The organism is Actinomadura madurae, from assembly GCF_047130825.1.
GTDB classification, from domain to species: domain Bacteria; phylum Actinomycetota; class Actinomycetes; order Streptosporangiales; family Streptosporangiaceae; genus Spirillospora; species Spirillospora madurae.
The window spans coordinates 5,396,165-5,421,896 of record NZ_CP083237.1; the positions used below are offsets into that span (position 1 = coordinate 5,396,165).

23 protein-coding genes are annotated in these 25,732 nt (G+C 68.8%); 13 read left to right on the top strand and 10 right to left on the bottom strand.

All coding sequences use genetic code 11. The features are described from left to right. Positions 1 to 78: 78 nt before the first annotated feature. The gene (locus K8Z49_RS24395; protein WP_021592823.1) at positions 79 to 249 is read right to left on the bottom strand and encodes a hypothetical protein; all 171 of its coding nucleotides are present in this window, start codon (positions 247 to 249) and stop codon (positions 79 to 81) included. A 1,208-nt stretch (positions 250 to 1,457) separates the two neighbouring features. Here K8Z49_RS24395 and K8Z49_RS24400 point away from each other — a divergent pair. Further along, the gene (locus K8Z49_RS24400; RefSeq protein WP_412515303.1) at positions 1,458 to 2,399 is read left to right on the top strand and encodes an ankyrin repeat domain-containing protein; all 942 of its coding nucleotides are present in this window, start codon (positions 1,458 to 1,460) and stop codon (positions 2,397 to 2,399) included. A 91-nt stretch (positions 2,400 to 2,490) separates the two neighbouring features. On the opposite strand, the gene K8Z49_RS24405 is transcribed toward K8Z49_RS24400, so the two are convergent. Genes K8Z49_RS24405 through K8Z49_RS24420 form a run of 4 tightly spaced genes read right to left on the bottom strand, consistent with a single transcriptional unit; the run spans position 2,491 to position 7,081 of the window. Continuing rightward, positions 2,491 to 3,555: a phosphotriesterase gene (locus K8Z49_RS24405; RefSeq protein WP_412515304.1), complete on the bottom strand. Its 1,065-nt coding sequence runs from the start codon at positions 3,553 to 3,555 to the stop codon at positions 2,491 to 2,493. Then, complete coding sequence (locus K8Z49_RS24410) at positions 3,540 to 5,054, bottom strand: sugar ABC transporter ATP-binding protein (RefSeq protein WP_412521155.1); 1,515 nt, start codon at positions 5,052 to 5,054, stop codon at positions 3,540 to 3,542. Before K8Z49_RS24410 ends, K8Z49_RS24405 begins: the two co-directional genes overlap by 16 nt. A gap of 13 nt (positions 5,055 to 5,067) precedes the next feature. Beyond that, positions 5,068 to 6,090: an ABC transporter permease gene (locus K8Z49_RS24415; protein WP_412515305.1), complete on the bottom strand. Its 1,023-nt coding sequence runs from the start codon at positions 6,088 to 6,090 to the stop codon at positions 5,068 to 5,070. A gap of 1 nt (position 6,091) precedes the next feature. Continuing rightward, positions 6,092 to 7,081, bottom strand: coding sequence for a sugar ABC transporter substrate-binding protein (locus K8Z49_RS24420; RefSeq protein ID WP_081842460.1), 990 nt, complete (start codon positions 7,079 to 7,081; stop codon positions 6,092 to 6,094). Between the two features lie 502 nt (positions 7,082 to 7,583). Between K8Z49_RS24420 and K8Z49_RS24425 the strand changes: the two genes are divergently transcribed. The 10 genes from K8Z49_RS24425 (at position 7,584) to K8Z49_RS24470 (ending at position 19,533) form a co-directional block, all read left to right on the top strand. Next, complete coding sequence (locus tag K8Z49_RS24425) at positions 7,584 to 9,272, top strand: phytoene desaturase family protein (protein ID WP_412515306.1); 1,689 nt, start codon at positions 7,584 to 7,586, stop codon at positions 9,270 to 9,272. 151 nt (positions 9,273 to 9,423) lie between these two features. After that, complete coding sequence (locus K8Z49_RS24430; protein ID WP_021592817.1) at positions 9,424 to 10,959, top strand: APC family permease; 1,536 nt, start codon at positions 9,424 to 9,426, stop codon at positions 10,957 to 10,959. 128 nt (positions 10,960 to 11,087) lie between these two features. Next, positions 11,088 to 12,002 (top strand): dihydrodipicolinate synthase family protein, encoded by a 915-nt coding sequence (locus tag K8Z49_RS24435; RefSeq protein ID WP_412515307.1) that lies wholly within the window; start codon positions 11,088 to 11,090, stop codon positions 12,000 to 12,002. Continuing rightward, on the top strand, positions 12,002 to 13,687 hold the full coding sequence (locus K8Z49_RS24440) for a dihydroxy-acid dehydratase (protein ID WP_412515308.1): 1,686 nt from the start codon (positions 12,002 to 12,004) through the stop codon (positions 13,685 to 13,687). Before K8Z49_RS24435 ends, K8Z49_RS24440 begins: the two co-directional genes overlap by 1 nt. A 49-nt stretch (positions 13,688 to 13,736) precedes the next feature. Then, the gene (locus tag K8Z49_RS24445) at positions 13,737 to 14,774 is read left to right on the top strand and encodes a zinc-dependent alcohol dehydrogenase (RefSeq protein ID WP_412515309.1); all 1,038 of its coding nucleotides are present in this window, start codon (positions 13,737 to 13,739) and stop codon (positions 14,772 to 14,774) included. Between the two features lie 5 nt (positions 14,775 to 14,779). Next, complete coding sequence (locus tag K8Z49_RS24450) at positions 14,780 to 15,415, top strand: bifunctional 4-hydroxy-2-oxoglutarate aldolase/2-dehydro-3-deoxy-phosphogluconate aldolase (RefSeq protein WP_075021578.1); 636 nt, start codon at positions 14,780 to 14,782, stop codon at positions 15,413 to 15,415. A 41-nt stretch (positions 15,416 to 15,456) separates the two neighbouring features. Then, positions 15,457 to 16,401: a sugar kinase gene (locus K8Z49_RS24455; protein ID WP_075021579.1), complete on the top strand. Its 945-nt coding sequence runs from the start codon at positions 15,457 to 15,459 to the stop codon at positions 16,399 to 16,401. Between the two features lie 52 nt (positions 16,402 to 16,453). Beyond that, positions 16,454 to 17,329, top strand: a complete 876-nt coding sequence (locus K8Z49_RS24460; RefSeq protein WP_075021580.1) for an SMP-30/gluconolactonase/LRE family protein — start codon at positions 16,454 to 16,456, stop codon at positions 17,327 to 17,329. Positions 17,330 to 17,379: 50 nt separating this feature from the next. Next, complete coding sequence (locus K8Z49_RS24465) at positions 17,380 to 18,426, top strand: aldose epimerase family protein (protein ID WP_075021581.1); 1,047 nt, start codon at positions 17,380 to 17,382, stop codon at positions 18,424 to 18,426. Positions 18,427 to 18,537: 111 nt separating this feature from the next. Further along, positions 18,538 to 19,533, top strand: coding sequence for a LacI family DNA-binding transcriptional regulator (locus tag K8Z49_RS24470; RefSeq protein WP_075021582.1), 996 nt, complete (start codon positions 18,538 to 18,540; stop codon positions 19,531 to 19,533). A 223-nt stretch (positions 19,534 to 19,756) separates the two neighbouring features. Here the strand turns inward: K8Z49_RS24470 and K8Z49_RS24475 are convergent, their stop codons facing one another. From K8Z49_RS24475 to K8Z49_RS24485, 3 genes are read right to left on the bottom strand one after another with little or no spacing between them, the layout of a single operon-like run. Continuing rightward, positions 19,757 to 20,617, bottom strand: a complete 861-nt coding sequence (locus K8Z49_RS24475) for an alpha/beta fold hydrolase (RefSeq protein WP_412515310.1) — start codon at positions 20,615 to 20,617, stop codon at positions 19,757 to 19,759. Beyond that, on the bottom strand, positions 20,589 to 21,083 hold the full coding sequence (locus K8Z49_RS24480) for a hypothetical protein (RefSeq protein ID WP_021592807.1): 495 nt from the start codon (positions 21,081 to 21,083) through the stop codon (positions 20,589 to 20,591). The genes K8Z49_RS24475 and K8Z49_RS24480 overlap by 29 nt, the downstream gene beginning before the upstream one ends. A 52-nt stretch (positions 21,084 to 21,135) precedes the next feature. Further along, positions 21,136 to 22,212 (bottom strand): GNAT family N-acetyltransferase, encoded by a 1,077-nt coding sequence (locus tag K8Z49_RS24485; protein ID WP_412515311.1) that lies wholly within the window; start codon positions 22,210 to 22,212, stop codon positions 21,136 to 21,138. 30 nt (positions 22,213 to 22,242) lie between these two features. Here K8Z49_RS24485 and K8Z49_RS24490 point away from each other — a divergent pair, with 30 nt between their 5' ends. Further along, positions 22,243 to 22,722: a MarR family winged helix-turn-helix transcriptional regulator gene (locus K8Z49_RS24490; protein WP_111830561.1), complete on the top strand. Its 480-nt coding sequence runs from the start codon at positions 22,243 to 22,245 to the stop codon at positions 22,720 to 22,722. 170 nt (positions 22,723 to 22,892) lie between these two features. Here K8Z49_RS24490 and K8Z49_RS24495 read toward each other — a convergent pair whose 3' ends face one another. Further along, a complete protein-coding gene (locus K8Z49_RS24495; protein ID WP_412515312.1) occupies positions 22,893 to 23,498 on the bottom strand; it encodes a DUF305 domain-containing protein in 606 nt (201 codons plus the stop codon). Positions 23,499 to 23,571: 73 nt separating this feature from the next. Beyond that, entirely contained in the window at positions 23,572 to 23,922 is a 351-nt protein-coding gene (locus K8Z49_RS24500; RefSeq protein ID WP_021592803.1) for a DUF6153 family protein, read from the bottom strand. Between the two features lie 273 nt (positions 23,923 to 24,195). On the opposite strand from K8Z49_RS24500, the gene K8Z49_RS24505 reads away from it, so the two are divergent. Then, the gene (locus K8Z49_RS24505; protein WP_021592802.1) at positions 24,196 to 25,647 is read left to right on the top strand and encodes an MFS transporter; all 1,452 of its coding nucleotides are present in this window, start codon (positions 24,196 to 24,198) and stop codon (positions 25,645 to 25,647) included. Positions 25,648 to 25,732: the final 85 nt, after the last annotated feature.

The following is a 25,732-nucleotide window of genomic DNA, read 5'->3' on the forward strand; positions in this document are numbered from 1 at the left end:
TCCGCCGAGGGCGCGGCGCCGGAACGTCCGACGCGGTCGCCGCGGGTCACCCGTGCCAGGCGCCGCGCCCAGGGCTGATCAGATGCCTTCCAGGCAGGTCGGCGTGGACTGGCAGGGGGCGGTGAAGCATGGACAGGAGTCAGTGCAGTCGAGGATTTCGGCGGACGTCGACAGCTCCGAGACCCGGACGTCGAGGTCGAACTCGTCCTGCGCGTCGACGCCTGCCTGGTCGGTGAGCGAGATCGTCATTGGTTCTCCGATCACTGTGGGAGCGAGGTCGGCACCGGTTCTCCGGCGCCGCCCTCAACAGGCCGCCGGCGATCGCGTTGAACGCGCAATGCACTCCGGCGATATTCCCCGGAGAGACGCTGGAACAACCCTTTCCAGATTGGAATGGTCCGGCCACGAACCCTTATCACCACATCACCGAGCGTACCAATACAACGGAATCTATCTAAGATCATCTAGAGGGTCAACAGCACGGGAATCACCCGGACCCGCGACCCCGGGCCACAACGCGACGACCTTGTGGAACGCACCAAAATCATTCGCCATGCCCGTGGCGCGCCGGACGCGCGTTGCGACCGCCCGACGACGCACTCGCCGAACCGAGTACGGGCTGCGGGGCCGGCACCGCGCGCAGGCCACGGCGGCATACTCGCCCTTTTGCCACGTCAGGCGGGTGGACGGAGCCTCACCCAGGGGTGGAGACACCCGCGAAGGTGATCGAAACCGCATCACCAGAATGGTGAGTGACGCAGCAAGCCCGTAGAGGAACCAGTGCTTCCCTGTCTTGCGGATCGGCAGGTATGCATAGGTCAACGAGACGGCGGCGGCGATCAGCAGAAGCACTGACGCGATGAGCGCTATGCCCTCGGTCGCGGGCAGCGGGTCGGTGTGGTCGTCGTCCTTACCCGGCATTCGGCCGAGCACGCCGCCACCGAGCACGACAATCCAGGCCTGAAGATGCCCCTGCCGAGGTATTTGCCGAGCCGCTCCAGACTTTCCTGTCCTCCGCGTTCGACCGGGAGCGACTCGTCACGGGAACTTCGCTCGACGCCCATCACGCAAGGATACTAATCCGCGATATGGCAGCATCCTGCGATGACGTCTCACCTCACGGGCGTAACACCCTCTGACCAGGTTGAACTTACACACCTCCATGGAGGCGACCCCGATGGCGCCAGAACGGTCGTGGACCATCACCGCCCCTCATAGCGCACGTTGGGCGTCTGAAAATTGTTCGTCCTTTGAGCGAGCTGCGGATGACCAGGTTGAGCACTTCAAGCGCGGCCTGTTCGGTGGGGAATCACGCTCTGGTTGTCGCGTGGTGCGTTCTTGGTGGCGATGGCGATGGGATGTTGTCAGTGGGTGGCGGCATGCTTGTGCCGGTGGTGCGGGGGAGTTTGTGTGTCCTCGGCCGTCGGCAGGTGTTGAGCTGCAAGAGGGGATGGATCATGGCCGGAGGCCAGGCTGACTGGTCCGGTATCGTCCACGGCGACTTCACTGACCCGGAGAAGGTCCTGCTGCGCCTGGAGGCGGGGGCTGACCCCCTGGGGGAACTGTGGATGTTCGACACCCCGCTGCACATGGCCGCGCGGGAAGGCTCGCCCCAGGTGGTGTTCGAGCTGGCAAGCCGCGCTCGTGACCTCGACGCCTTCTGTAGGGGCCGTAGTGCTTTGTGGAACGCCGTCTACCACCACCGCGACGACAACGCTTTGGTACTGGCTGAACTGGGCGCCGATCCGTGGCGGCCGATGATGGACGGCTGGTCGCCGGGCCGGCTCAGCCTGGGGGGCTCATTTGGTGACCTGTTCGAGATCCCCGAAGACCAGGCCCTCACCGATCGGGAACGGGCGATGGCCGATGCTGGACCACAGCTGGCCGAGGTGTTCTCCGGCATTTCCTACGACGGGTTCTCGGTGGCCTGCGTAGCAGGCCTGACGGCCGTCGAGGCGATGCAACGCTTGCCCGTCGGTGAGGTCATCCTCGTGGAGGACCAGGCGCCGTGGTACGAGGAGGATTTCTGCGGTGAGGGAGACATCGTCGGCGTCACCGATGTTCCCGGCGGCTGCGTGATCGGTCAGCCGTGGGCGTACCGGGCTGTCGATGTGCTGGAAATGGTGACGGCAGGGACGTTCGCCTACGGCATGTACGCCAACCCCAAGAGCGGCAGCCAGGGGCACATTGCCGAGGACGGCCGACGGGTCAAATGGGACCTGCACCCCGGCTACGACCCCGATGCCGACTCCACCGCCCGCGAGGTGCTGGCGAGCTTCGCCTCGTGCCACGACGCGATCGTGCACTGCCTGCTGTACGCAGGTTTGAAGCCCGATTCCACAGACTGCCTGGAGCGCCCGGACGCGTGGGTGCGGCTCGGTTCCAGACGCTCTCAGTGAGCACGCTGCCCCGAGATCGCGCACAAGGAAGAGCGGGTGATGTTGTGTTCGTCGTGGATGGCGACCCGCTCGGTCGGTCAGGGGCGTTCGCTCAGGGGGCGGCGGTCAGCATGCGGGCCGGGTTGTCCACCATCATCGCGGTCATTTCTTGTTGGGTGATCTCGCAGGCCGCCATGATCTTCGTCATCGTCCGCAGGATGTGGCCGTAGCCCCAGCCGCCGTATTTGGTCAGGTAATGCTTGTGCCCGACGTCGTGGGAGAGCAGCAGTTTGTCGCCGTGGCCCCTGTCGATCAAACGGCGCAGGGCCATTGCCCGTTGCTGGTCCGACGGCAGCCACCACGCCAGTCCGTTGTGCTCGAAATAGCCGTTGTTGCCGCACAGGTCGTACTCGATGTAGCACCCGCGTGCGGCTAGAGAAGCGTGATGTTCCACCGCCTCGTCCAGGACGATGTCCGTGTGCGCCAACGTCCCGTCCATGTGACCCAGCACGACATGGCGGAGGGAAACGCCCTGACTTTCCAGCACGTCCAGGACGTCGTGGGCGTACCGGGTCGGCGGATGCACGTGAATCGAGATGGCCGCTCCGGTCTCCAGGTGCGCCTTGGCGGCCGCCTCCAGCACTTTCCGCTCGGCCGGATCGAGGGGGTCGGTGGTGCCGATCTCGCCGATGATCCCGGCCCGGACGCCGGTGCCGTCGATCCCGGTCGTGAGGTCGGTGATCATCCTGCCGGCGATCTGGTCGGCGGGCCGTGAAGCCAGTTCGGCGGGGTGCGCGGCGTGCACGTAATGACCGCAGCCGGCGATGATGTTGAGCCCGGTCGCGAAGGCGATCTCGCGGAGGCCGAGCGGGTCCCGTCCGATGTCGGCGTTGGTCACATCGACCACGGTGCGGCCGCCGAGGCGCTGGAATTGCTGGATCTCCTCGACGGCCGTGTCGATGTCCCCGAGGAGGCAGTTGTCCAGGTTCGCGTACGGGTTGCGCCGCATCCGGTCGAGATTGTGCAGTTGCACCTTCTCGTCGGTGAACGCCGCACGGCTGGCCCACGCGGGCCGTTCGACATAGCCGGTGAGGTCGATGAGCAGGTGTTCGTGGCTGAGTGTGATCCCCAGCTCGGACGCGTCGACGGGGCCGGTGACCGTCATGACGGAGGCCATGCGTGCTCCTTCTGCGAGGGTGACGAGGGGTCGGATCCGCCCAGCGTGGCGATGAGGTGATCCTTGGCGACCGTGGGCGGGAACTCCGCGACGATCCGGCCGCGGACCATGACGAGGATGCGGTCGGCGATGCGCTCGAGCTCCTCCAGGTCGTCGGTGGAGACGAGAACCGCCTTGCCCTGACCGGCGAGCCGCCGGATGTGGTGGTGGATCTCGTCGCTGGCGACCACGTCGACGCCCACGGTGGGGGATTCGAGCACCAGGGCATCGCTCTTCCCCTCCAGCCAGCGCCCCAGGAGCACTTTCTGCTGGTTGCCTCCGCTGAGCTGGGAAACGGGTTGGCCCGGGCCGGTGCACCGCACGGAAAGGACGTCGATCACGTCCGCGGCACGTCTGCGGGCCTCCTTGCGGTCGACGAATCCTGCCCGGCTCACCGTGGAAAGGGTCCCGAGGATCACGTTCGACTCGATGCTCCGGTCCGGGACGATGCCCTCCAGCCGGCGGTCCTCGGGAACGAAGCCGATGCCCCGTCCGACCACCGACTGCGGCGACCGGGTCGAGACGGGAACGCCGTTCAGGCTCACGGTCCCGGCGGACTTGGCCTCGCCCACCAGAGCGCGGACCAGCTGCTGCCGGCCGGACCCGACGATGCCCGTCAGGCCGACCACCTCCCCCGCGCGTACCTCGAAGTCGACACCGGAGAAATGGGGCCGGCAACTGAGCTTGTCGACTTTCAGGACGACTCCGCCGGGGGTGTTCCGCGAGAACTCCCGCTTCTCGACCTCGTGTCCCACCATGTGCAGGCTGATCTGCGCGGTGGTGACGCTCGCCGCGGGCGCGTCGAACACGTTCCTCCCGTCGCGCAGGATCGTCACGTGGTCGCTGATCTCCAGCACCTCTTCGAGGTAGTGGGAGATGAAGATGACGGACCTGCCCTCCCCGGCGAGCCTGCGCATCACCGCGAAGAGAGCCGCGCGCTCGGTGGCGGTGAGCCTGGCCGTGGGCTCGTCGAAGACGACCACGCGCGAGTCCTGGGCGAGGACCTTCAAGACCTGGATGAGCTGCCGCGCGCCGACCGTGAGCTCTTCGACCGGACGGGTCAACGGGACATCGAACCGGTATCGGGCGCTCAACCGCTCCGCCTGCCGCTGGAGCGCGCCGCGGCTGAAGTAGCGCAGGCCGGGGACGAGCCGCCGGGTCGTGTTGTGTCCGAGGAGGATGTTCGCTGCCCCGCTGAGCGAGGGAACGAGATCGAACTCCTGGTACACCATGCCGATCCCGGCCAGCAGAGCCTGCCGCGGGGTGTGGAGCCTGGTTTCGACGCCGTCCAGGCTGATGGTGCCCTCGGCCGACGGGTACAGGCCGCCTAGCACCTTCATCAGGGTCGACTTACCCGCCCCGTTGGCTCCGCACAGGGCGTGGATCCGCCCGGACTCCACGGTGAGGTCGACGTTGCCGAGGACCTGGTTGGAGCCGAACCTCATGCTGATGTTCCTCATCTCCAGCACGGCCTCACGCTCCCCGCGTCCGGTACCGCTCGCCGATCGCGCTCAACGTCACGGCGATGAGCAGGACGACACCGGTGACGGCCGTCTGCCAGAACACCGACACCCCGTACAGATCCAGGCCGTTGGCGATGACGGCGAGCATCAGCACTCCGAGGACGGTCCCCCAGATGGACCCCTTGCCGCCTTTGAGCGAACATCCGCCGATCACGGCGGCCGTGATGACCTGCAACTCGTAGTTGGTCGCCGCGTTGGGCAGCGCGGACGCGGTCCTGGTGGCCAGCATCAGGCCGCCGACGGCCGCGAGCAGGCCGCACGCGGCATAGGTGATGACCTTGATGCGCGCCACCTTGATCCCCGAGAGCAGGGCCGCCCGCTCGGAGCCTCCGATCGCGTAGACCGACTGCCCGAACGCGGTCAGCCGCAGGACGCCCCACCCGGCGACGGTGACGAGCAGGAAGATCAGCCCGGACACCGGAACCCCGAGGACCCTGCCCTGGACCAGGTTCGCGAACCCGGCGGCGCTGCCCTGCGCGTACACCAGCTTCCCGTCGCTGACGATCAGCACCAGCCCGCGCACGAGGCTCATCGCGCCGAGCGTCGCGATCAGCGGGTTGATCCGGACCTTGGCGATCATGAACCCGTTCGCCGACCCGATGAGGGCGCCCAGCAGGAGGCCGCCCGCGATGCCGCCCACGATGGCGCCCGGCGACGGGTCCGCGCCGAAGAACAGGTAGGTGGCGACCCCGGCCATGGCGGCGACCGCACCGACCGACAGGTCGAACCCGCCGAGGATCAGCACCATGGTCTGGCCGATCGCGATCACACCGATGATCGACGCCTGCTGCAGGACGTTGATCAGGTTCTCACCGTCCCGGAACTGGGGGTTCGCCACGACGAGGAACAGGGCGGGCAGCACCAGGATGATGCCGGAGCCGAACCTGTCCCACGTGCCGGCCAGCCACCGGAGAGCGGCGCGCCCGGTCTGGGCCTCAAGAGGGGGCCCGGATGCCTTCGTTCCCACCGTCATGTCAGAAGGCCCTGTACTGGGAGAGGTTGTCCTTGGTGCACACCGGTAGCTGCAGCACCGCGTCGGCGGGGGTCTTCGTGAAGTCCGGGGCCATCCGCGGGAGCGCGTTCATCACCATCTGGCCGAGGCTCGTCGGGTCCTGGATGACCACCCCGTACGTCCAGCCCGCGGTGATGGCCTCCTGCGTCGACTTCGGCAGCTCGCCACCGGTGAAGAGCACGTCGTCACGCCCGGCTTGGGTGTGGGCCCACTTGGCTCCGGGCGTCTCCACCCCGCTGCCGAATCCGTGGATCAGATGGATCTCGCCCTTGCCGAACCGCTGCAGCATGTTCTGCGTTCCGGTCAGGCCCTTGTCGGCGGACCAGTCCGTCGCGGTCTCGGCGACGATCTTCACGCTCGGGTCGGCGGCCAGCGTCTCGGTGATGGCCTTGAACCGATCCCTGTCGGGACTCCCCCCGGCCAGGCCCCGGAGCAGCCCGATCTTCTTCTGCCCTTGGATGTTCTTCGTCTTCAGCGCCTGCAGGATCAGCTTGCCCATCTGCTTGCCGAACTCGGTGTCGTCGGCGCCGAGGTAGGGGAATCCCTCGATGGTGCCGCCCACCCCGACCACGGGCACGCCGCCCTGCTTCGCCGACCTGGCGGCGGGAAGGATCGCGACGACGTCGAGCGGCGTCACGCAGACCACGTCCACCTTCCGCGCGGCCAGCTGAGCCACCTGCTGGGTCTGGACCGAGGGATCGCCGGCGGCCGACACCAGCTTCAGATCGATCTTCGCCCGGCGCGCCGCCTCCCGGAGGGCGGCGGCCAGCGGAACCGCGAACGGGATCGCCGTGTCCCAGATCGAGAACCCCACGGTCAGCGTCTTCGACGAGTCACGGCTCGGCGCGACGTTGCAGGCGGACGCGGCCCCCAGCAGGGCACCGGCGGCGCCCAACCGCAGGATCCGGCGACGGGTCAGGGCGGCCGCGGACGTCCTCACTGAATGTGACATGGAATCTCCGTAGAAGTTCGGCGCCGCCGAAGTGAGCTCGGTGCCGCTCGACGACCTCGCCGAGGCCGATGGCCAGGTGTGCCAGCGGGTCGGTGGATGAGAGTGAAGGAAGGTCGGCGCCCCGGTCTCCGGGTCGGCGATCGGGGCCGCCCGGCGTCCCGGGATGGCCAACTGTGACGTTAAAGAAGGATTAGAGACGCGTCCGGCCCGGGTTGTCAACCCCGCCGACGGGTTGACACCCGATTCGCGGGCAACCCCAGCTCACGAGGTGGTTGACAGGACCCGCCCCGGTGGATCTAATGAGCTTTAACGTCACAGTAGACGCCTTCTCCACTCCCCGGGCCGGAGTCCGTCCGTCCCGACCTCCCTCGTCTAAGAGCCCGCGTCCGGGAATCCCCGTCCGGGGTGCCCCGGCGGGGAGCATCCGTCTCTATCGCGCCCCAGGCCGCCGGTCTCCCCCGCTAGCGGGCCGCCGGCGCCGTTCGATCGGAGAACGCACCACATGAGCAGAATCATCGTCGTCGGAGCCGGCCACAACGGCCTGGTGGCCGCCGCCTACCTGGCCAAGGCCGGGCACGACGTGACCGTTCTGGAGCGCCGGCACGTCGTCGGGGGCGCCTGCGTGACCGAGGAACTCATCCCGGGCGCGAGGTTCTCGAGTTGCGCCTACGTCAACTCCTCGCTTCGCCCGCAGATTATCCGCGACCTCGAGCTCGAGCGGCATTCGCTGGAGATGTACACCACCGACGTCATGAACTTCGTCATGGGCGAAGACGGCGACCACTTCTTCGTATGGCCGGAGATCGACCGCACCATCAAGGAGTTGGAGCGGATCGGCGAACGCGACGTCGACCGGTTCATCGAGTTCGGCATCCGGTTCCGCCGATTCGCCAAGCTCGTCGAGCCGTACCTGCTGGCCGAGCCGCCTTCGCTCAGCGAGCTGATCGGCGCATTCGAGAACGCGGGCGAGATCGACCTCTGGCACGAGTTCGTCACCGGGAGCGTCGACTCGATGCTGCGGCGCTACTTCAGCCACGATCTCGTGTCCGGCCTGTTCACGTTCTTCGCGCTGGTGTCGGTGTACGCCGGTCCGATGGATCCGGGGACCGCCTATGGGTTCAGCCACCATTCGTGGGGAGAGTACGACGGCGAGTTCGGCCGGTTCGGTTTCGCCCGGGGCGGGATGGGCGCGATCTCCGACGCGATCGCGTCGGCGGCGCGCGAGGCCGGCGCGGTCATCCGGACGAACGCCGAGGTCGAGGAGATCGTGACCAGTGGGGGGCGGGTCCGGGGCGTGCGCTCGGGCGGCGAACTCCTCGCCGCCGATGTCGTGGTCTCCAGCGCGGACACCAAGCACACCTACTTGGATCTGCTCGGCCCCGACGCGGTGGACGGGTCGGTCCGGGACAAGGTCGAGTCCCTCGACTTCCGGGGCAGCATGGCGCGTGTCCACCTGCTGGTGAACGAACTGCCGCGATACCACGGTCTGCCTCCGGGGCCGGGACCGCAGCATCGCGGGTTCACCCTTCTCGGCGGGACACGGTCCGCGTATGAGAAAGCGTGGGATGCCCAGAAGCGGGGCGAACTGTGCGCCGGCTATCCCATCGAATTGCTGATTCCCTCGGCGACGGATCCGAGCGTGGCGCCCTCTGGCATGCACACGATCTCGACCGGAATCCAGCAGTTGCCGTTCACGCTCGCCGAGGGTGACTGGGATTCCCGAAAGGACGAGTTCACCCGTACCGTCATCGATTCGTTGGCGCGGTACGCCCCGAACCTGGCGGACAGCATCGTGGGCACTTACACCATCACGCCGCTCGATCTGGAGCGCGACTACGGGCTCACCGGCGGAAACATCTTCCAGGGCGCCATGTCGCTGAACCAGCTGTTCTCCTCGCGGCCCGCTCCCGGGCTCGGCGGCTATGAGACACCCGTGCCGGGTCTGTACCTGTGCGGAGCGGCGACGCATCCCGGTGGCGCGGTCATGGGGGCGTGCGGGCACAACGCCGCCCAAGCCGTCATCGCCGATCTGGCCGGCACGCCCAGGCCCCGGGTCACCGCCCGAAACGCGGGCGGGCGCCTCGACATCGTCGACCGCCTCGCCAGCCACCCCGGCCTCAAGCGCCTCCGCAACTGGGCGATGCGGCAGAAGTCGCTGCGTGGCGTCGTCAAGGTCGGCAAACGGATGTAAGAAGCCGCCGACCAGAACAACGTGGCCGCCGCCATTCGCTGCGGTGTCCGGAAACCCGGACGGTGTCGTGAACCCAGGCGGCATGCCTCCCACTTCAACGAACTCCGATTCCTACTGCCCACAATCCAGTGCGCGAACGAGGTGCAGATCAATGTGGCTGCGAGAAAAGAGCGCGTCCGGCGCGGCCGGTGCGTCCGTTACACCACCCGGCGACGGTGTCGCCGTCGACCGCGGGAAGTTGCGCGGGAACACCATCGGGGCAGGGCACATCGTCTTCTTCGTGGTGTCCGCGGCCGCCCCGCTTTCGGGGATCGTGCTCGGGGTCCCCGTCATCGTGGGGCAGGGGAACGGGACAGGCGCCGCCGGCACCTTCGTCCTCGTCACCGCCGTCCTGCTGCTCTTCGCCGTCGGCTACAGCGCGATGAGCCGCCACATCGTCAACGCGGGCGGCTTCTACACGTACGTGGCGCATGGCCTCGGCCGTATCCCCGGGCTGGGCGCGGCGACGCTCGCCCTGTTCGCCTACACGGCCATCCAGGCCGGGATGTTCGGCGCGCTGGGCGCATACGTCGACCGGTTCGTGCAGCGATATCTCGGCGCGGGCCTGCCGTGGTGGCTCTACTCACTGGCGGGGACGGCGCTGTGCCTGGCGCTGGGCGTCCGCAAGGTCGAGGTCGGCGCTCGCGCCTTGGGGGTGATGCTATTGCTGGAAAGCGCACTGATCATCGTCCTCGACGTGGCCATCTTCGCCACGGGCGGGGCCAGTGAAGGCGGTCCGGCGGGCCTGTCGTGGGAGCCCTTCTCACCGGCCGCCGTGTTCAGCGGCGCGCTCGGCATCGCGCTGGTGTTCGCCTACACCTCGTTCATCGGTTTCGAGGCCACCGTCATCTACGGAGAGGAGGCGCGCGATCCCCGGCGGACGGTGCCGAAGGCGACCTATATCGCTCTTATCGGCATGGGCGTGTTCTACTCGATCTCGGCGTGGTTGCTGACGAACTCGTTCCGGGCCGACAGCGTCGTCGCGGAAGCGGGCGACGACCCCGAGTCGTTCGCCGCCAAGGCGCTGCGGTCGCAGCTCGGCGCGATCAGCAACGACATCATGTCCGTGCTGATCATCACCAGCATCTTCGCCGCGGTCCTGGCGTTCCACAACACGCTGGCCCGGTACCTGTTCGCCCTCGGCAGGCAGGGGCTCGTCTGGGGACGGCTCGGACGCACGCACCGGACCCGCCAGTCGCCGCACGTCGCGTGCCTGGTGCAGGCGGCGACGGCCACCGTCGTGATCGGCGTGTTCGCGGTGTCCGGCGCGGATCCCTACGGGGGCCTCTACGTGTGGGCGACCGGGCTGGGCGCCATCGGCGTGATCATCCTGCAGTCGATCGCGTCCGTGGCGGTCTTCGTGTTCTTCCGCCGGCGGAGTGCCGACAAGCGGGTCTGGCACACCGTCCTCGCTCCGGCGCTGAGCATGCTCGGTCTGCTGGGTCTGGCCGCCGTCAGCTTGAGCAACTTCGGGCTGCTGATCGGCGATCCCGGTGCGGTCGCCACGGTCGGGATGGCGGCGACGCTGCCCTGCGCCGCGCTGGTGGGCATGGGCCGGGCCGCGTGGCTGCGCCGGCGTGACCCGGTGAAGTACGCGCGAATCGGCGATCTCCCCGACGACACGACGTCCCCGGCCCGCCCCGGGTGAGCCGGCCGGTTGACGGCGCCAGAGTCGTCCCGTACAACTGGAACGTTAAAGCTTCCATGCCGCCGCTCCCGGAACACCACGACGGCCGGCACCTTTCCCGTACCGCTCCCCTTCCTCTAGGAGTTTCGATGCCCAAGTCCCCCGAGGGGGTCCTGCCCGTGCTGGCCACGCCCTTCACCGCCGATGGCGACATCGATGCGGCCGCGCTCGCGAATGAGATCGAGTGGGTCCTGGCCCAGAAAGTCGACGGCGTCGTCCTCGGCATGGTGTCGGAGGTGTTGCGCCTGTCCAGCGAGGAACGGGACCGGCTCACCGAGGCCACCTGTGCGGCGGTCGACGGGCGGGCCACCGTCACCGCCAGCGTCGGGGCGGAGAGCCTGCACACCGCCGTCCGGCATGCCCGGCACGCCGAGGCGAGCGGGGCGACGGCGCTGATGGCGATCCCGCCGCTGGCCACCGCTTGCGACGACGACGAACTCTTCCGCTACTACGCGGGAATCTTCGACGCGGTCGGCATTCCCGTGGTCGTCCAGGACGCCAGCGGGTACCTCGGCCGGCCGCTGTCCATCGAGTTGCAGGCGCGGCTGCTGCGCGACTACGGCGACAGGGCCTTGTTCAAGCCGGAGGCCCAGCCCATCGGCCCGCGACTGAGCGCGCTGCGGGACGCCACGGACGGCAGCGCCCGCGTCTACGAGGGCACGGGCGGGCTGGCGCTCGTGGACAGTTTCACCCGGGGCATCGCGGGCACGATGCCGGGACCGGACATCTGCTGGGCGCTGGTCGCGCTGTGGAAGGCCCTCGAAACGGGGGACGCCGCGCTGGTCGACGCGCTCAACGGGCCGCTCAGCGCGCTCGTGTCGATCCAGAACAGCCTGGACTCGTTCGTCTCGGTGCAGAAGCACCTGCTGCGCAGGCAGGGGGTGCTCTCGCACACGTACTCTCGCGGCCCGGTCGGATACCTGGTCGATCCGGAGACCGAGCGCGAGGTGGACCGGCGGTTCGATGTCCTGGCCGAGGCCTATGGGGCAGGTGTCGTCATCTGATGGTTCTGCGTAGTTCCCGGTGGTTCGCCCGGGACGACGAGGTGGGGCTCGAGCATCGTGCGGCCATGCGCGCGGCCGGGCGTCCCGTCTCCCGGCACGAGGACCGCCCGGTCATCGGCATCCTGAACTCGACCAGCGACCTGAACCCCTGCAACCTCCCCCTTCGCGGTCTCGCCACCGCGGTGCGGTCGGCGGTCGAGACGGCCGGAGGAATCGCGGTGGAGCTGCCCACGATCTCGCTCGGCGAAGATCTGATGAAGCCCACGGCGATGCTGTACCGGAACCTGATGGCCATGGAGGTGGAGGAGACGATCCGCGCCCACCCTCTCGACGGGGTGGTGCTGCTGGGGAACTGCGACAAGACGATTCCGGCGCAGCTCATGGGCGCGGCCAGCGCCAATCTCCCGGCCCTCCAGCTGAGCGGCGGCTACCGCAGGACCGGCCGCTTCCACGGCGCCGAGGTGGGTGCCGGCACCGATCTGTGGAAGTACTGGGAGGAGCGGCGGAACGGCAGGATCGACGACCGGGACTGGCAGGGCCTGGAAGCCGCGCTGGGCTGTTCGCAGGGCGCGTGCAACGTCATGGGGACGGCGCTGACGATGTCGATGATGGCCGAGGTCCTCGGCATGATGGTCCCGGGCGCGAGCACCCTGCCGTTCGACGATCCCCGGCTTGAGGCGAAGGCCGGGGAAACCGGCTCCCTGATCGTCGAGATGGTGCGCCGCGGCGCCGCGCCGGACCAGGTCCTCACCCCGGACTCGTTTCGAAACGCGTTGATGGCGCTCGCCGCCGTGGGCGGGTCGACGAACGCGGTCATCCACCTGTGCGCATTGGCGGGCCGGCGGATGATCCCCCTCGGCCTCGAAGAGTTCGACAAGGCGGCCGCCGCCACACCGGTGCTGGCCGACGTCGCGCCGATCGGCCGCCATACCATCGCCGCGTTCGACCGGGCCGGCGGGATCCAGGCGGTGCTGGCGAACCTTCGTCGACACCGATCGGGGCTCCCCGGGGACGGCGCGAAAGGCGATCGGGCCATCCGTGCGGTGGACGACCCTGTCACCGACTCCCCCGCGCTGGTCGTCCTGCGCGGCAATCTGGCGCCCGATGGGGCCGTCCTCAAGACGGCCGCGGCGAGTCGAAGGCTCGTCCGGCACACAGGGCCGGCCGTCGTCTTCCACGGCCACGCGGACATGATGCGACGCATCGACGATCCCGGCCTCGGGGCCACGGCGGATTCCGTCCTCGTCCTCACCGGCTGCGGCCCGCGCGGCGGCGACGGCTTCCCGGAGTGGGGGATGATCCCCATTCCACGCCGGCTCGCGGCCGAGGGCGTGACGGACATGGTCCGGGTCAGTGACGCGAGGATGAGCGGCACCAGCTTCGGCACCTGCGTGTTGCACGTGGCGCCGGAAGCGGCCGCCGGGGGACCTCTCGCGGCGGTGCGGGACGGCGACATCGTCACATTGGACGTGTCACGGCGACTACTCGAAGTGGATCTCCCCCCGGAGGTCGTTGCGGAGCGGATCGCGGCACGGGAGCCACAGCCGATACGGCATCACCGCGGCTGGCCCGCGCTCTACCAGGAGCACGTTTTGCAAGCGCCCAAAGGCGCGGACTTCGACTTCCTGGTTCCACGGACGGCTGAGGCCCTGCCCTTCGTCGATCCCGTCGTGGGCAGAAGCTGAGATCGCCGGCGCTGTCACCGGCCCCGATTCCTGTGAGGAAAGGACTTCCATGACCGAGTCTTCCGTGCGCGGCCGAGCGCTGGTCGTTCGCAGTCCGGGCGAATTGGTGCTTCAGGAACGCGTCGTCCCGCCGCCCGGTTCGGGCGAGGTTCTCGTCGAGCCGCATTTCGTCGGCCTGTGCGGAACCGATCTGGAGATCATCGACGGGGACCTCGACCCGGCCTATGTCCGGTACCCCCTGGTCCTCGGGCACGAGTGGTCGGGCAAGGTGCTGGCCACGGGTGAGCAGGTGGACGGTCTGGCCGCCGATGACCCCGTCGTCGTCGAGGGCATCGTGCCGTGCTCGTTCTGTCACGCCTGCCGCAGCGGCAGGACCAATCTGTGCGAGAACTACGACGAACTCGGATTCACTTTGGACGGAGCCGCGGGGCCCGCCGTCCGAGTACCCGCATATTTGGTCCACCGCCTTTCCGGCGGCATTCCTCTCGACAGCGGGGCGCTCGTGGAGCCGGCGGCGGTCGTGCTGCGCGCGCTGAGCGAGACCGACCTCGTTCCAGGTATGAGCGTCCTGGTCATCGGGGACGGCACGGTCGCGTTGCTGGCCGCGCATCTGGTCCGGCTGTGGTCCCCTTCGGGCGTGACCGTGTCGGGGAGGCGACCCGAACAAGAGGATCTCGCCGTCTCCATGGGCGCGGACCGGTTCACGGTGAAGCCGCCCCAGGAACGGGCGTACGACATCGTGATCGAGGCGGCCGGGAGCACGGAGGCCTGCGAGACCGCGTTCCGCTCCGCTCGGCGCGGCGGCCAGGTCCTGCTGCTGGGCATCTCGGGCCATGGTGAGACGGCTCGGCTGCCGGTCGATGACGTCGTCAACAACGACCTGCGGATCCGCGGCAGCTTCAGCTACACGGCCGCGGCGTGGGCGCAGACGGTTCGGCTGCTCAACAGCGGGATCTTCCAGCCGTCGCGGCTGGTGACGCATCGCTTCCGCCTCGATCGGTTCGCATCGGCCCTGAGCGTGCTGGCCGATCCGAGCAGCGGTGAACCCCGCGGCAAGGTCCTCATCGAAATGCGCGGCGAAGGGTGACACCGATGGACCCACTGGACGCCGGCACCCTTCGTGACCACGGCTGTATCGCCATTCTCCGGGCGAACAACGCTGAGCATTTTCCCGCCGTGACCCGGACGCTCGTGGACTCCGGCATCCACATCATCGAATTCTCGCTGACGACTCGGGGGGCGTTGACCGCCGTCCAGGAGCTTGCCGGTACCCTGCCCGCCCACGTGCAGCTCGGTGCCGGAACGGTGACCACCGTCGCGGAAGCCAAGGCCGCTGCCGACGCCGGCGCCCGGTTCCTCGTCACTCCGGCAGTGAGCGTGCCCGTCATCGAGTACGCGGGCACTGTCCCGTTGCCCATCGTGGTCGGAGCGTTCACTCCGACGGAAATCCTTACCGCGTGGACGTCGGGCGCCACGGCGATAAAGATCTTCCCGGCCGCGCTGGGAGGACCGGTGTATCTCCGGTCGCTGCGCGATCCATTCCCCGAGATTCCTCTGGTACCTACCGGCGGTGTCGATCTCTCCGCGGCTTCCGCCTATATCGCCGCGGGCGCGACGGCACTCGGCATGGGAAGCCCGTTGCTGGGATCGGCGCCCGAAGGCGGCTCGCTTGCCGAGCTCTCTGCCCGAGCCCGCCAACTCCGGTCGGCGTTGTCCGCCGTCCAGTGACAGTCCATCGTTTTCAGCGCTCCGGTGAAAGAAAAGTTCCCATGGCAACCCTGCTCACCTTCGGTGAAACCCTCGGCGTGGCGTCCACCGCCGCCGGGACTCCGTTGAAGAACGCCGTCAACCTTCACCTGTCGACGGCGGGAGCGGAATCGACCGTCGCCATCGGGATGCGGCGGCTGGGCCATGCCGCTTCTTGGGTGGGCGTGCTGGGCTCGGACGAGATCGGCGCGCGGGTCCATCGCGACCTGACCGCGGAGGGAGTCGATACCCGGTTCGCCAGATTCGCGCCGGACGTGCCCACCGGTTTCATGTTGCGCGACCACCGGACCAGGGATTACGTGTCGGTGCTGTACTACCGCAAGCACGGTTCCGGCGCGCGACTGGACACAGATGACGTCGAAGCCGCTTTCGCGGCACTCGACAGGGTCGACCTCCTCCACGTCACCGGCATAACGCTCGCCCTGAGCCCGAGCTGCCGAACCGCCGTGTTCCGCGCCCTGCAACTGGCGCGAGAACGGGACACGGTCGTGTCCTTCGACGTCAACTACCGCCGGGCTCTGTCCGGACCGACGCCGGCCGATATGCGCGAGGTCCTGCCGCACATCGATGTGCTCTTCGTCGGCCACGACGAGCTCCATCTCGTCACAGACGAGACCGAGCCCGGGCGCGCGGCACGGGAACTCCTGCAACGCGGTCCCGCAGAGGTGGTCGTCAAGCAGGGGAAGAACGGCGCCTGCGCGGCGGCCGACGGCGAACTCTTCGAGATCGCGGGGATGGACGTCACGGTATTGGACGTGATCGGGGCGGGTGACAGCTTCGTGGCGGGTTATCTCGCGGCGCGGGGCCATGGCTTGCCGATCCCCGAAAGGCTCCGGTGGGGCACGATCTGCGCTGCCTGCACCGTCGGCACGCGGGGCGACTGGGAAGGTCTGCCGACCCTATCCGAATTGGAAAGTCGCATGGAAATTCACACTACGGTTCGTTGAACTCTCTGCGATAGAGGATCGCTATATCCACGATGACCGGGAAGGGCGGGAAATGAAGGAGTATGTGGCCGAAGTCGCCTCAGTCGACGCCTATCAGCTAGCGGAAGGGCCGGTCTGGGACGATACAGGTGAACGCGTGCTCTGGGTCGACATCGCCGGGGGCAACGTGTATATCGGGACGCTGGACGGCGATAGCGTCACCGTGACGGCATCCCATCACGTCGATGACACGGTCGGCGCGGTGGCACCCACCGATTCGGGAGATCTGCTCGTCGCCGGCCACCATGCCGTTCACCTGTTGACCGGCGAGGGGCACCTGACCGAGGTCAGCCGCCCCCTGCGTCCAAGCGAGCGGCGCCGGTTCAACGACGGGGCATGCGACCCGGGCGGCAGGTTCCTGGTCGGCACCCTGTCACTTGGCGAGCCCGCACGCAGGGAGTCGCTGTACCAGATCGATCCCGTCGCCGGAGTTTCAGTTCTCGACGACGATCTGGCCCTGTCGAACGGCATCGCGTGGTCACCGGACGGGGCCGTCCTTTACACGGTCGACACCACGCCGGGCACCATATGGGCCCGTTCCTATGACGCGACCTCCGGAAAATGCGGAGAACGCCACGTGGCCTTCAGTGTCCGGGACGGGTCGCCCGACGGAATCTGCGTCGACACCGACGGCAACCTCTGGGTGGCGATCTGGGGCCGCGGAGAGGTCAGGTGCTTCTCCCCTCGGGGGCAACTCCTGGCCACCGTGCTGGTGAAGGCACCGCACGTGTCGAGCGTCGCCTTCGTGGGCCCCGGTCGTGACCGGCTGCTGATCACGACCGCCAGGGACGAACTGTCGGCCGACGACCTCGCCGCACATCCCGCCTCCGGCCACCTGTTCCTTGCGGACGTCCCCGCCCGAGGGGCGACCACCTTCGCCTGGTCCTGACAACCGACCGAACGACCAACGACCTTGTGCCCGCTGCTGGAAGGAACGAAATGACCTGGAACAACACCGCACAGGTGAACGGCTTCGACATCGACGTCATCACATTGGAGAACGACTTCTGCAGGGTCGTGCTGACCAACTTGGGTGCCCGGCTGCTCGAACTTCACGTTCCAGATAGGAACGGCAGTCTCGCCGATGTCGTGCTGGGCCGCGCCACTCTTGATGAGACCGCGGCGGATCCCAACTACATGGGGTCGACAGCGGGGCGGTATGCCAACCGGATCCGTGCGGGCAGGTTCTCCCTCGACGAGAAGGTCTGCGAGGTCACCAGGAACGAAGGAAACAACCATCTACACGGCGGCAAGCGCGGATTCGACCGGCAGATCTGGAGCACGCAGCACATGGACGGAAACCACGTGCGTTTCTGGCGGGTGTCGCCCGACGGCGAGGAGGGGTTCCCCGGGACACTGACAACGCAGGTCACCTATCGACTGGAAGGCCGCAAACTCGAAATCGACATCGAGGCCATCACGGATCGGACCACCGTCGCGAACATCGTGAACCACGCTTACTTCAACCTCGCCGGCCATTCCTCCGGCTCCGTCCTCGACCACATCATGCAGCTGAACAGCACGTACTACGTCCCGGTCGATGAGGAGCTGCTTCCCACCGGCGAAGTGCGAGCCGTCGAGGGCACGCCGTTCGATTTCCGCGCACCCACGCCGATCGGGAAGAACATCGATAAGGTCTCCCATTCCGGGGCCGGACGTGCCATCACCGACGCAGGGGCGGGTTACGACCACAACTGGGTTCTGGACGGCCACGGCCTGCGCGAGGTCGCGTCCATCATCGACCCGAACAGCGGCCGGCGCCTTACCCTGTCGACGAACCAGCCGGGCGTCCAGATCTACACCGGCGGCTACCTCCAGGGCGTCAGTGCGAAGGCACCGGCAGGGCGATACAACGCCTTCGCCGGCTTCACCCTGGAGACGCAGACCTTTCCGGACTCGGTGAACCACTCGCACTTCCCGGACCCGGTGCTGCGCCCCGACGAAAGGTACCTGAACAGCATCCGCCTGGAGTTCTCGACGGCCTGATACCAGGCTGCCGACCGTCATGATGCTGTAACCTTAAAGTGACGCAGGCATCATGCAGAGGATCGCCAAGTGACGACTAAGCCGCCAGCGAAACGATCAGGGCTCAAGGCCGTGGCCGCCCTAGCGGGAGTCTCGGTTCAGACCGTGTCGAACGTCGTCAATGCACGCGTTGGCGAAATGAGCACGGAGACAAGGCTCCGCGTGGAGAAGGCCATGCGGGACCTGAACTACACGCCGAACTCCCAGGCGCGCGGTCTCCGCATCCAGAAGACGAACACGCTGGCGTTCTTGCTGCTGGATCCCGACGAACGCTATCTCGCCGACCCGATGACCGACCTCATCATCTCCGGGGTCGGCGCGGTGGCACGGGAACGCGGGTACATGGTGCTCGTCCACGCCGCCAAACCGGGGGATTTCGATTCGGGCCTGCTCCTGCCGATCCGCCAGAACCGGGTGGACGGCGCGTTGCTGCTGCTGTGCGGCGACGCGGCCGTGCGCCGCAGATACACCGAAGAGACCAAACAGCTCACCTCGAACCTGGTGGTCTTCGAGGACCTGGTTGACCCCTCGGTGAACACCGTGACCGCCCAGAACCGTGTCGGCGCGTACGACATGACGATGCATCTGATCGACAAGGGACACCGGCGCATCGCCTTCCTCGGCACGGCGACCCCCTGGCCCATGATCGAGCAAAGGTTCGCCGGCTACCAGGAGGCCCTGAAGAAGAGAGGGATCGCCTTCGACCCGGGCCTGACCCTGTTCGAAGGTGAATGGAACGCGGACACCGGAGCCCAGATGGCCGCCCGGATCCGCGCTCGCCCCCAGCCTCCGACGGCCATTATCGCCGGCAATGACCTGCTCGCCATCGGCGCCATCGCGAAACTGAAAGCGGCGGGCCTGCGCGTACCCGAGGACGTCAGCGTGATCGGGTTCAACGACTTCGAATTCGCCCAGCACACCGACCCGCCGCTCACGACCGTCCGGGTACCGGGCTTCGAAATGGGCCACCGGGCCGCCACCATCCTCATCGAACAAATCGACGGAAAGCAATCCGACGCCACGTCCGAACACCTCCCAGTAGAACAGGTAATCCGCGCCTCGGCGTAAATCGTGGCCGGTCACGTGTCGGTGAAGAAGGTTCGGAGATGGTGGTCGACCAGGGTCGGGCAGTCCAGCTGAGGTACGTGGCCGTGCCTCGATCGCGTCCTGGACGGCGTGGTCGAACGTGCGGAGCACGCCGTGGAGGTCGCACAGCACCGCGCCGAAAGGGAAGACGCCCGTACAACATGGCGCTCCAGCATCCGTCATCACGGTCGAAAGCACCGCTCACCTAGCGAGTGGTCTGTGCCCGGAATCCCAGGACGGCTCGGGCGATCTGCTCGGGCTGCTCGTCGACCATGTTGTGGCTGGCGGCCAGTTCGAGCACCCGCAGGTGCGGCCGGTCGGCGGTGAGGGCGAGCAGGTCGCGGCGGATGCCGGCGCGCAACGCCGGCATGAGCTCGCCGACCCGGCCCGGCAGGCCGGGCATGTTGCCGGTGGCCAGGACGAACAGGGCGGGGCACCGGATGCCGGCCACCGCCGCGACGGCGTCCTGGAAGTGGGGGTCGTACCTGATCTGCCCGGCCAGCGCGGCGTCCGGCCGCATGAAGACGCCCTCGTCGGTGGTGCGCAACGCCCGTTGGGGATACATCGCGGCGTGGGCCTCGGGCAGCGGCCTCGCCATCGCCTCGGCCTGGGCGTCGAAGACGGCCTTCATCTCCCCCAGCAGTGCGCCGAGGTCGTCTTGGCCGATGCCCGCGTAGTGCCGTGGTGCGGTCTCCGCCGAGCGCAGGCCGTCGAGGTTGACGATGCCGGGGCCGTCCGGGTGGCGCAGCGCCCACCGCACCGCGAGCATGCCGCCGAGGGAGTGGCCGACCACGAGGGGGGCGTCCAGGCCGAGGTGTTCGATGACGGCCTGCACGTCGTCCAGGACCGCGTCCCACTCCCACGGTCCGTCGCCGGACAGCCCGTGGCCGCGCAGGTCCATGGCGACGACCCGGTGCGCGCCGGTCAGCAGCGGCGCGACCGCGTCCCAGTGCAGCAGGGTGCCGCCCAGGCCGTGCAGGAGCAGGACGGGGGTTCCGTGGCCGCCGTGGTCGCGGACGGCAAGGCGGACTGGACGGTCATCGATGGTCATGTCGTGCGGTGCCACGGGCACTCTCCAGACGGTTGAGCCGATCTCGGATGGAGGAGGTCGTGACGCCACCGTCGGAGTGCCTGTCGAGCTTGCCGCGTTTGATCAGATCGGCGACGCCCTGCCGGGTGATGCCGAGCATCGCCCCCGCCGTGGAGTAGGACACGGCCGCCACGGCGGGGTGGCCGGCCGTGCGGGCCACGGCCCGTCCCAGCGCGGTGCGCCACCACGACGCGGGCGGGTCGAAGGGCCCGTCGCCGGGGAACAGCACCGCGATGATCCGCACTGCGGTCAGCGTGGCCCGCCGGCGGTCGGGGCCGAGCAGTTGGGCGGCCCAGACCTCCGCCTCCACGCGCAGCCGCGCCCTGATCGGGCCGAGGAGTTCGTCGGACGCCAGCAGGATCTCCAGCGGGTCGAGGATCCGCGTCTCCAGCAGCCGGACCAGCTCGGTCACCAGCTCGACATGGTCGCTCGTGGTCGTCACTTGACAGACACTAGCAAGTACTTGCTCCCAAGCGTCAAGTAGTTGGGGGCGCTCAGGCCCCGGTGGGGAGTGGCTCCTTGGTGAGGCGGACGGTGCCGTCCTTGCCGGGGAGAGGGGCCGGGCGGTATCCCTCGCTCCGGTAGAGCGCGATGTTGTTCCGGCTGCCCGCCCCAGTGGACAGCACGAACCGACGGCAGGCCGGGTCGGCGGCGGCCTCCGCCGTCTGGAGCAGCCAGCGTCCGAGGCCGCGCCCCCGCAGGTCGGGGACGACGCCGAGCCGTCCCACATGCCACTCGGCGCCGACGCGGCGGGTCCGCACCATGCCGAGGAGCCGGCCGTCCCGCCACAGTCCGACCGCGTGCCAGTCCGCGAGCCAGTCGCGCACCTGCTCCACGGACTCGTGCAGCGCTGGGACGGTCAACGGGTCGTTGACGAGGGCCTCGTCCACCCAGCAGCACCGCTGCAGGACGGTCACGTCGGGCGCGTCGTCAGCCGTCAGCCGCCGCAGGTAGGACCCCTGCTCCGGCCCGGCCACCGATGCGGGCCGCGCCCGCTCGCGCATCGGCCGGAGCGCGTGCGCGACCCGGACCAGCTCCTCCAGGACGCCGATCGCGGCCTTGCCGGCAGCGGCGGCGGGCCGCACCTCCCCGTCGCGCACGGCGTCGGCGATGCGGAGCGCGACCGTGGACCCCAGCGGCACCAGCCGCAGCGTGGCCACCACCTGCTTGGCGTGCTGGACGGCCCTCGTTCCCGCCGAGGTGTTGCCGTAGCTGACGAAACCGACCGGCTTCCACGCCCACTCCCGGGACAGGTAGTCCAGCGCGTTCTTCAGGGTCGCCGGCATCCCGTAGTTGTACTCCGGCGTCACGACGATGAAGCCGTCCGCGGCGTCCACGAGCGCGCTCCACCGTCGGGTGTGCTCGTTCCGGTACACGCCCGACGACGGATGCTCCTCCTCGTCGAGGAACGGGAGGCCGAGGTCGGCGAGGGCCAGCGGCACCAGCTCGGCGCCGAGGTCGGCGGCACGGGGCGTGATCGTCTCGGTCAGCCACGCCCCCACCGCGGGGCCGAGGGCGCCGGGACGGGTGCTGCACACCAGCACGAGGACGCGCGCCTGTTTCATTGACATGTAAACGAAAGTAGCCGATAGGTTGTTTACATGTCAAAGAAACCGCCGGGCGACCCCGTGCGCTGGCTGAGCCCGGACGAGGAACGGGCGTGGCGGGCCTTCCGCCGCATGATGATCGCCGTCCAGACCGGCACGGCACGCGACCTCTCCCGCGCCGGCCTCTCCGAGCCCGACTACGAGGTGCTGAGCACGCTGTCGGAACGTCCGGACCACGCGGGCACCCTGCACGAGCAGGCGGCGAAGATGGGCTGGTCGCGCAGCCGGCTCTCCCGGCACGCCACCCGCATGGAGGCGCGCGGCCTCATCCGGCGCGAACCCGACCCGGCCGACGGCAGGGGCTGCGTCCTCGTGCTCACCGAACACGGCCTGGACACTCTGACGGACGCCGCCCCCGCGCACCTGGAGTCGGTGCGCCACCACTTCATCGACCGCCTCGCGCCGGAAGACCTCACCGCCCTGGAACACATCGCCGGGAAGGTTGAATCCCCGGACGAGACGCACCAGTCCTAAAGGGCCGCTCCACAGCGGCGCTACCCGGGCGGGTGGTGCCGACGGTGCGGCGGAACGCGCCGAGGAAGGCGCTGGCCCACCGCAGCAAGAGCCCTCACCGCTGAGGCGCTGCCCGAGGTCGGCACGCGTCGGCGGCGGACAGGGGGTTCGGCCCTGCCCGCCGCCGGTGGCTACACCTTCTTGAGCACGGTCTTCATCTTCTCGATCTCAGCGGTCTGGGACGAGATGATGTCGGCGGCCATCTGCTTGGCCTCGGGAGACCGGCCCGAGCTCTGCTCGGTCCTGGCCATCGCCACGGCGCCCTGGTGATGTTCGATCATCATGTCCAGGAAGGCCGTGTCGAAGGGCTTCCCCTTGGCGGCCTTCAGGTCCTTCATGTCCTTCTCGGTCATCATGCCGTGCATGCCGCCGTGGTTCATGCCGCCCATCTCGGGAGAGGCGCCCCAGGCGGTCAGCCATCCGGTCATCTTCTTGATCTCCGGTCCCTGGGCGTTCTTGATCTCCGCGGCCAGCTTCTCGACCTCGGGCGACGAGGCGCGGGCGGTGGCGAGATCGGCCATCTCGATCGCCTGCCGGTGATGCGGGATCATCATCCGGGCGAACGTGACGTCCTGGTCGTTGTGCCGCCCCGCCTGGGAACCGCTGGGCGAGGCGGACATCGAGTGACCTGACATCGAGTGGTCCGGCGACGAGCCGCCGGAGTCCTTGTCGTCGCCGCACGCCGCCAAGGCGATCGCCAGGGCAGGGACGACGGCAAGCGCGAATGCACGCTTCATGAGGGGATGGACCCTTTCGTGGTGAGTTCTGTGTTCAGGACCGCCGGCGCATGCGAGATGCGCCGAGGGCCCGTCACAGCCTCAGCACGCTCAACCGGTGCAGGGACGGCCTGGGCGGCGGCCGTCCGACCAGGAGAATCCGCACCCTGACCAAGCTCTGCGCGGCCACGGCCGTCGATCCGCGCCGGTACAGAACGAGGAGGGCGCCGAGCAGGACGAGCATCGTCAGCATCGCCAGGCAGACCTGGCCGCCCGGATGGTCACCGTGGTGGTCGTCCGGCTGATCCTTGGCGGGGAACGGATGCTCGACGCCGGTCGCCATCGCGTGGCCGGCGCTCACCGAGAGAGGGACACCGGGCATCTCGACCGGGCTGGGCGACGCCTGGAAGCCGTGCATCGCCAGGACGCCGAGCAGGACCAGCAAGCCGAGCGGCAGCCTCGGGAGGGGCTGACGCCGGCACCGCCGCGGTGTCCTCCTCAGCCGTCCCACCTGCCGTTCCGCGCTTCCACCGAGAGGCTGGCCACCGGCGAGCCCTTGATCGGGGTGTTCGTCGTGAAACACAGGGTAGCGGGGCGCCTCGCGCCGGCACGTCCCGTTCGGCCTCCCGTGGAGAGCGAGGTTGACGTTTCCCCATATACCCCCCTAGGGTAATTCGCGCTGTGATGTATACCCCATAGGGGTAAATAAGGAGGGGTCATGTCCGCACGTTCCGCACCGCCGGCCGCCCGCCGGTGGTGGGCGCTCGCGCTCATCGCGGCCGCCCAGTTCATGGTGATCATGGACACTTCGATCATCGGGGTGGCACTGCCGCGCATCCAGGAGGACCTGGGCTTCTCGCAGGAGAACCTGTCCTGGGTGTTCAACGCCTACGTCGTCGCCTTCGGCGGCCTGCTCCTGCTCGGCGGGCGGCTGTCGGACCTGCTCGGCGCCCGGCGGCTGTTCTCCGCCGGTTGGGCCGTCCTGCTCGCCGGATCCGCGGTGGCCGGCGCCGCCGGCACCGTCCCCGTCGAGCTGACCGGCCGCGCCCTGCAGGGCGTCGGCGCCGCCCTCATCGCGCCCGCCGCGCTGACCCTGCTGATGATGCTGTTCGGCTCCGAGCCGCGCGAGCTGACCAAGGCGCTGGCGCTGTACGGCGCCGCCGCCCCCGCGGGCGGCACCGCGGGAGTGTTCCTCGGCGGCGTCATCACCGAATACGTGTCCTGGCCGTGGGTCTTCTACATCAACATCCCCATCGCCGTCCTGGCGCTGGCCGCCGCGCCGGCGCTGATGCCCGGCGGCCGGGGCGGGGCCCGCGGCTCGGTGGACGTGATCGGCGCGCTGACCGTCACCGCGGGGCTCGGCGCGATCGTGTTCGCCGTCGTCCGCGCACCCGAGGTCGGCTGGGACGCGGGCGCGACCTGGGCGGTCCTGGCGGGTGGGCTCGTCCTGCTCGGGGTGTTCCTGGCCGTGCAGGCGTCCCGCCGCGTCCCGCTGATGCCGCTCTCGATCTTCCGCGCGCCGAACCTCGGCGCCGCCAACCTCGCGCAGCTCCTGCTCGGCGGCGCGTGGATCCCGATGTGGTTCTTCCTGAACCTCTACCTGCAGCAGGTCCTCGGCTACAGCGCGTTCCCCTCGGGCGCCGCGCTGGTCCCGATGACCGCGCTGATCATGCTCGGGATGATCGTCCTCGCGCCGCGGACCCTCGGACGCCTCGGCCCGAAGCGCTCCATCGTCGCCGGGCTGCTGGTGCTGGCCGCCGGGATGGGCTGGCTGTCACTGATCCGCCCGGACGGCGACTACTGGGTGGACGTCCTGCCCGCCTCGCTGGTGGCGGCGCTCGGCATGTCCCTGGCCTTCATCCCCTCCCTGGGCACCGCGCTGTCGGCCGCCCGTCCGGAGGAGGGCGGCCTGGCCTCCGGGATCGTCAACACCAGCTACCAGGTCGGCTCGGCACTGGGGCTGGCCGCGATGACCGCCATCGCCGCGTCCTCCGGCGCCGGGCGGCTCGGCGACCTGCCCGCGCTCACCGACGGGTTCTCCGCCGCCTTCGTCGGCGCGGCGCTGATCGCACTCGCCGGCGCGGTCCTGGCCGCCGTCACCCTGCGCACCCCGCGCCCGGCGTCCACATCCGTCCCGGAAGCGGAACACGAGAAGGCCCCAAGCCACTGACCGGCACCTCCGGGCGCCGCGACCGGCGGCCCCCGGGACTCCGGAGCGGAGAATGCCCACGCCCTGAGCGGGCCAGCCGGGTGCT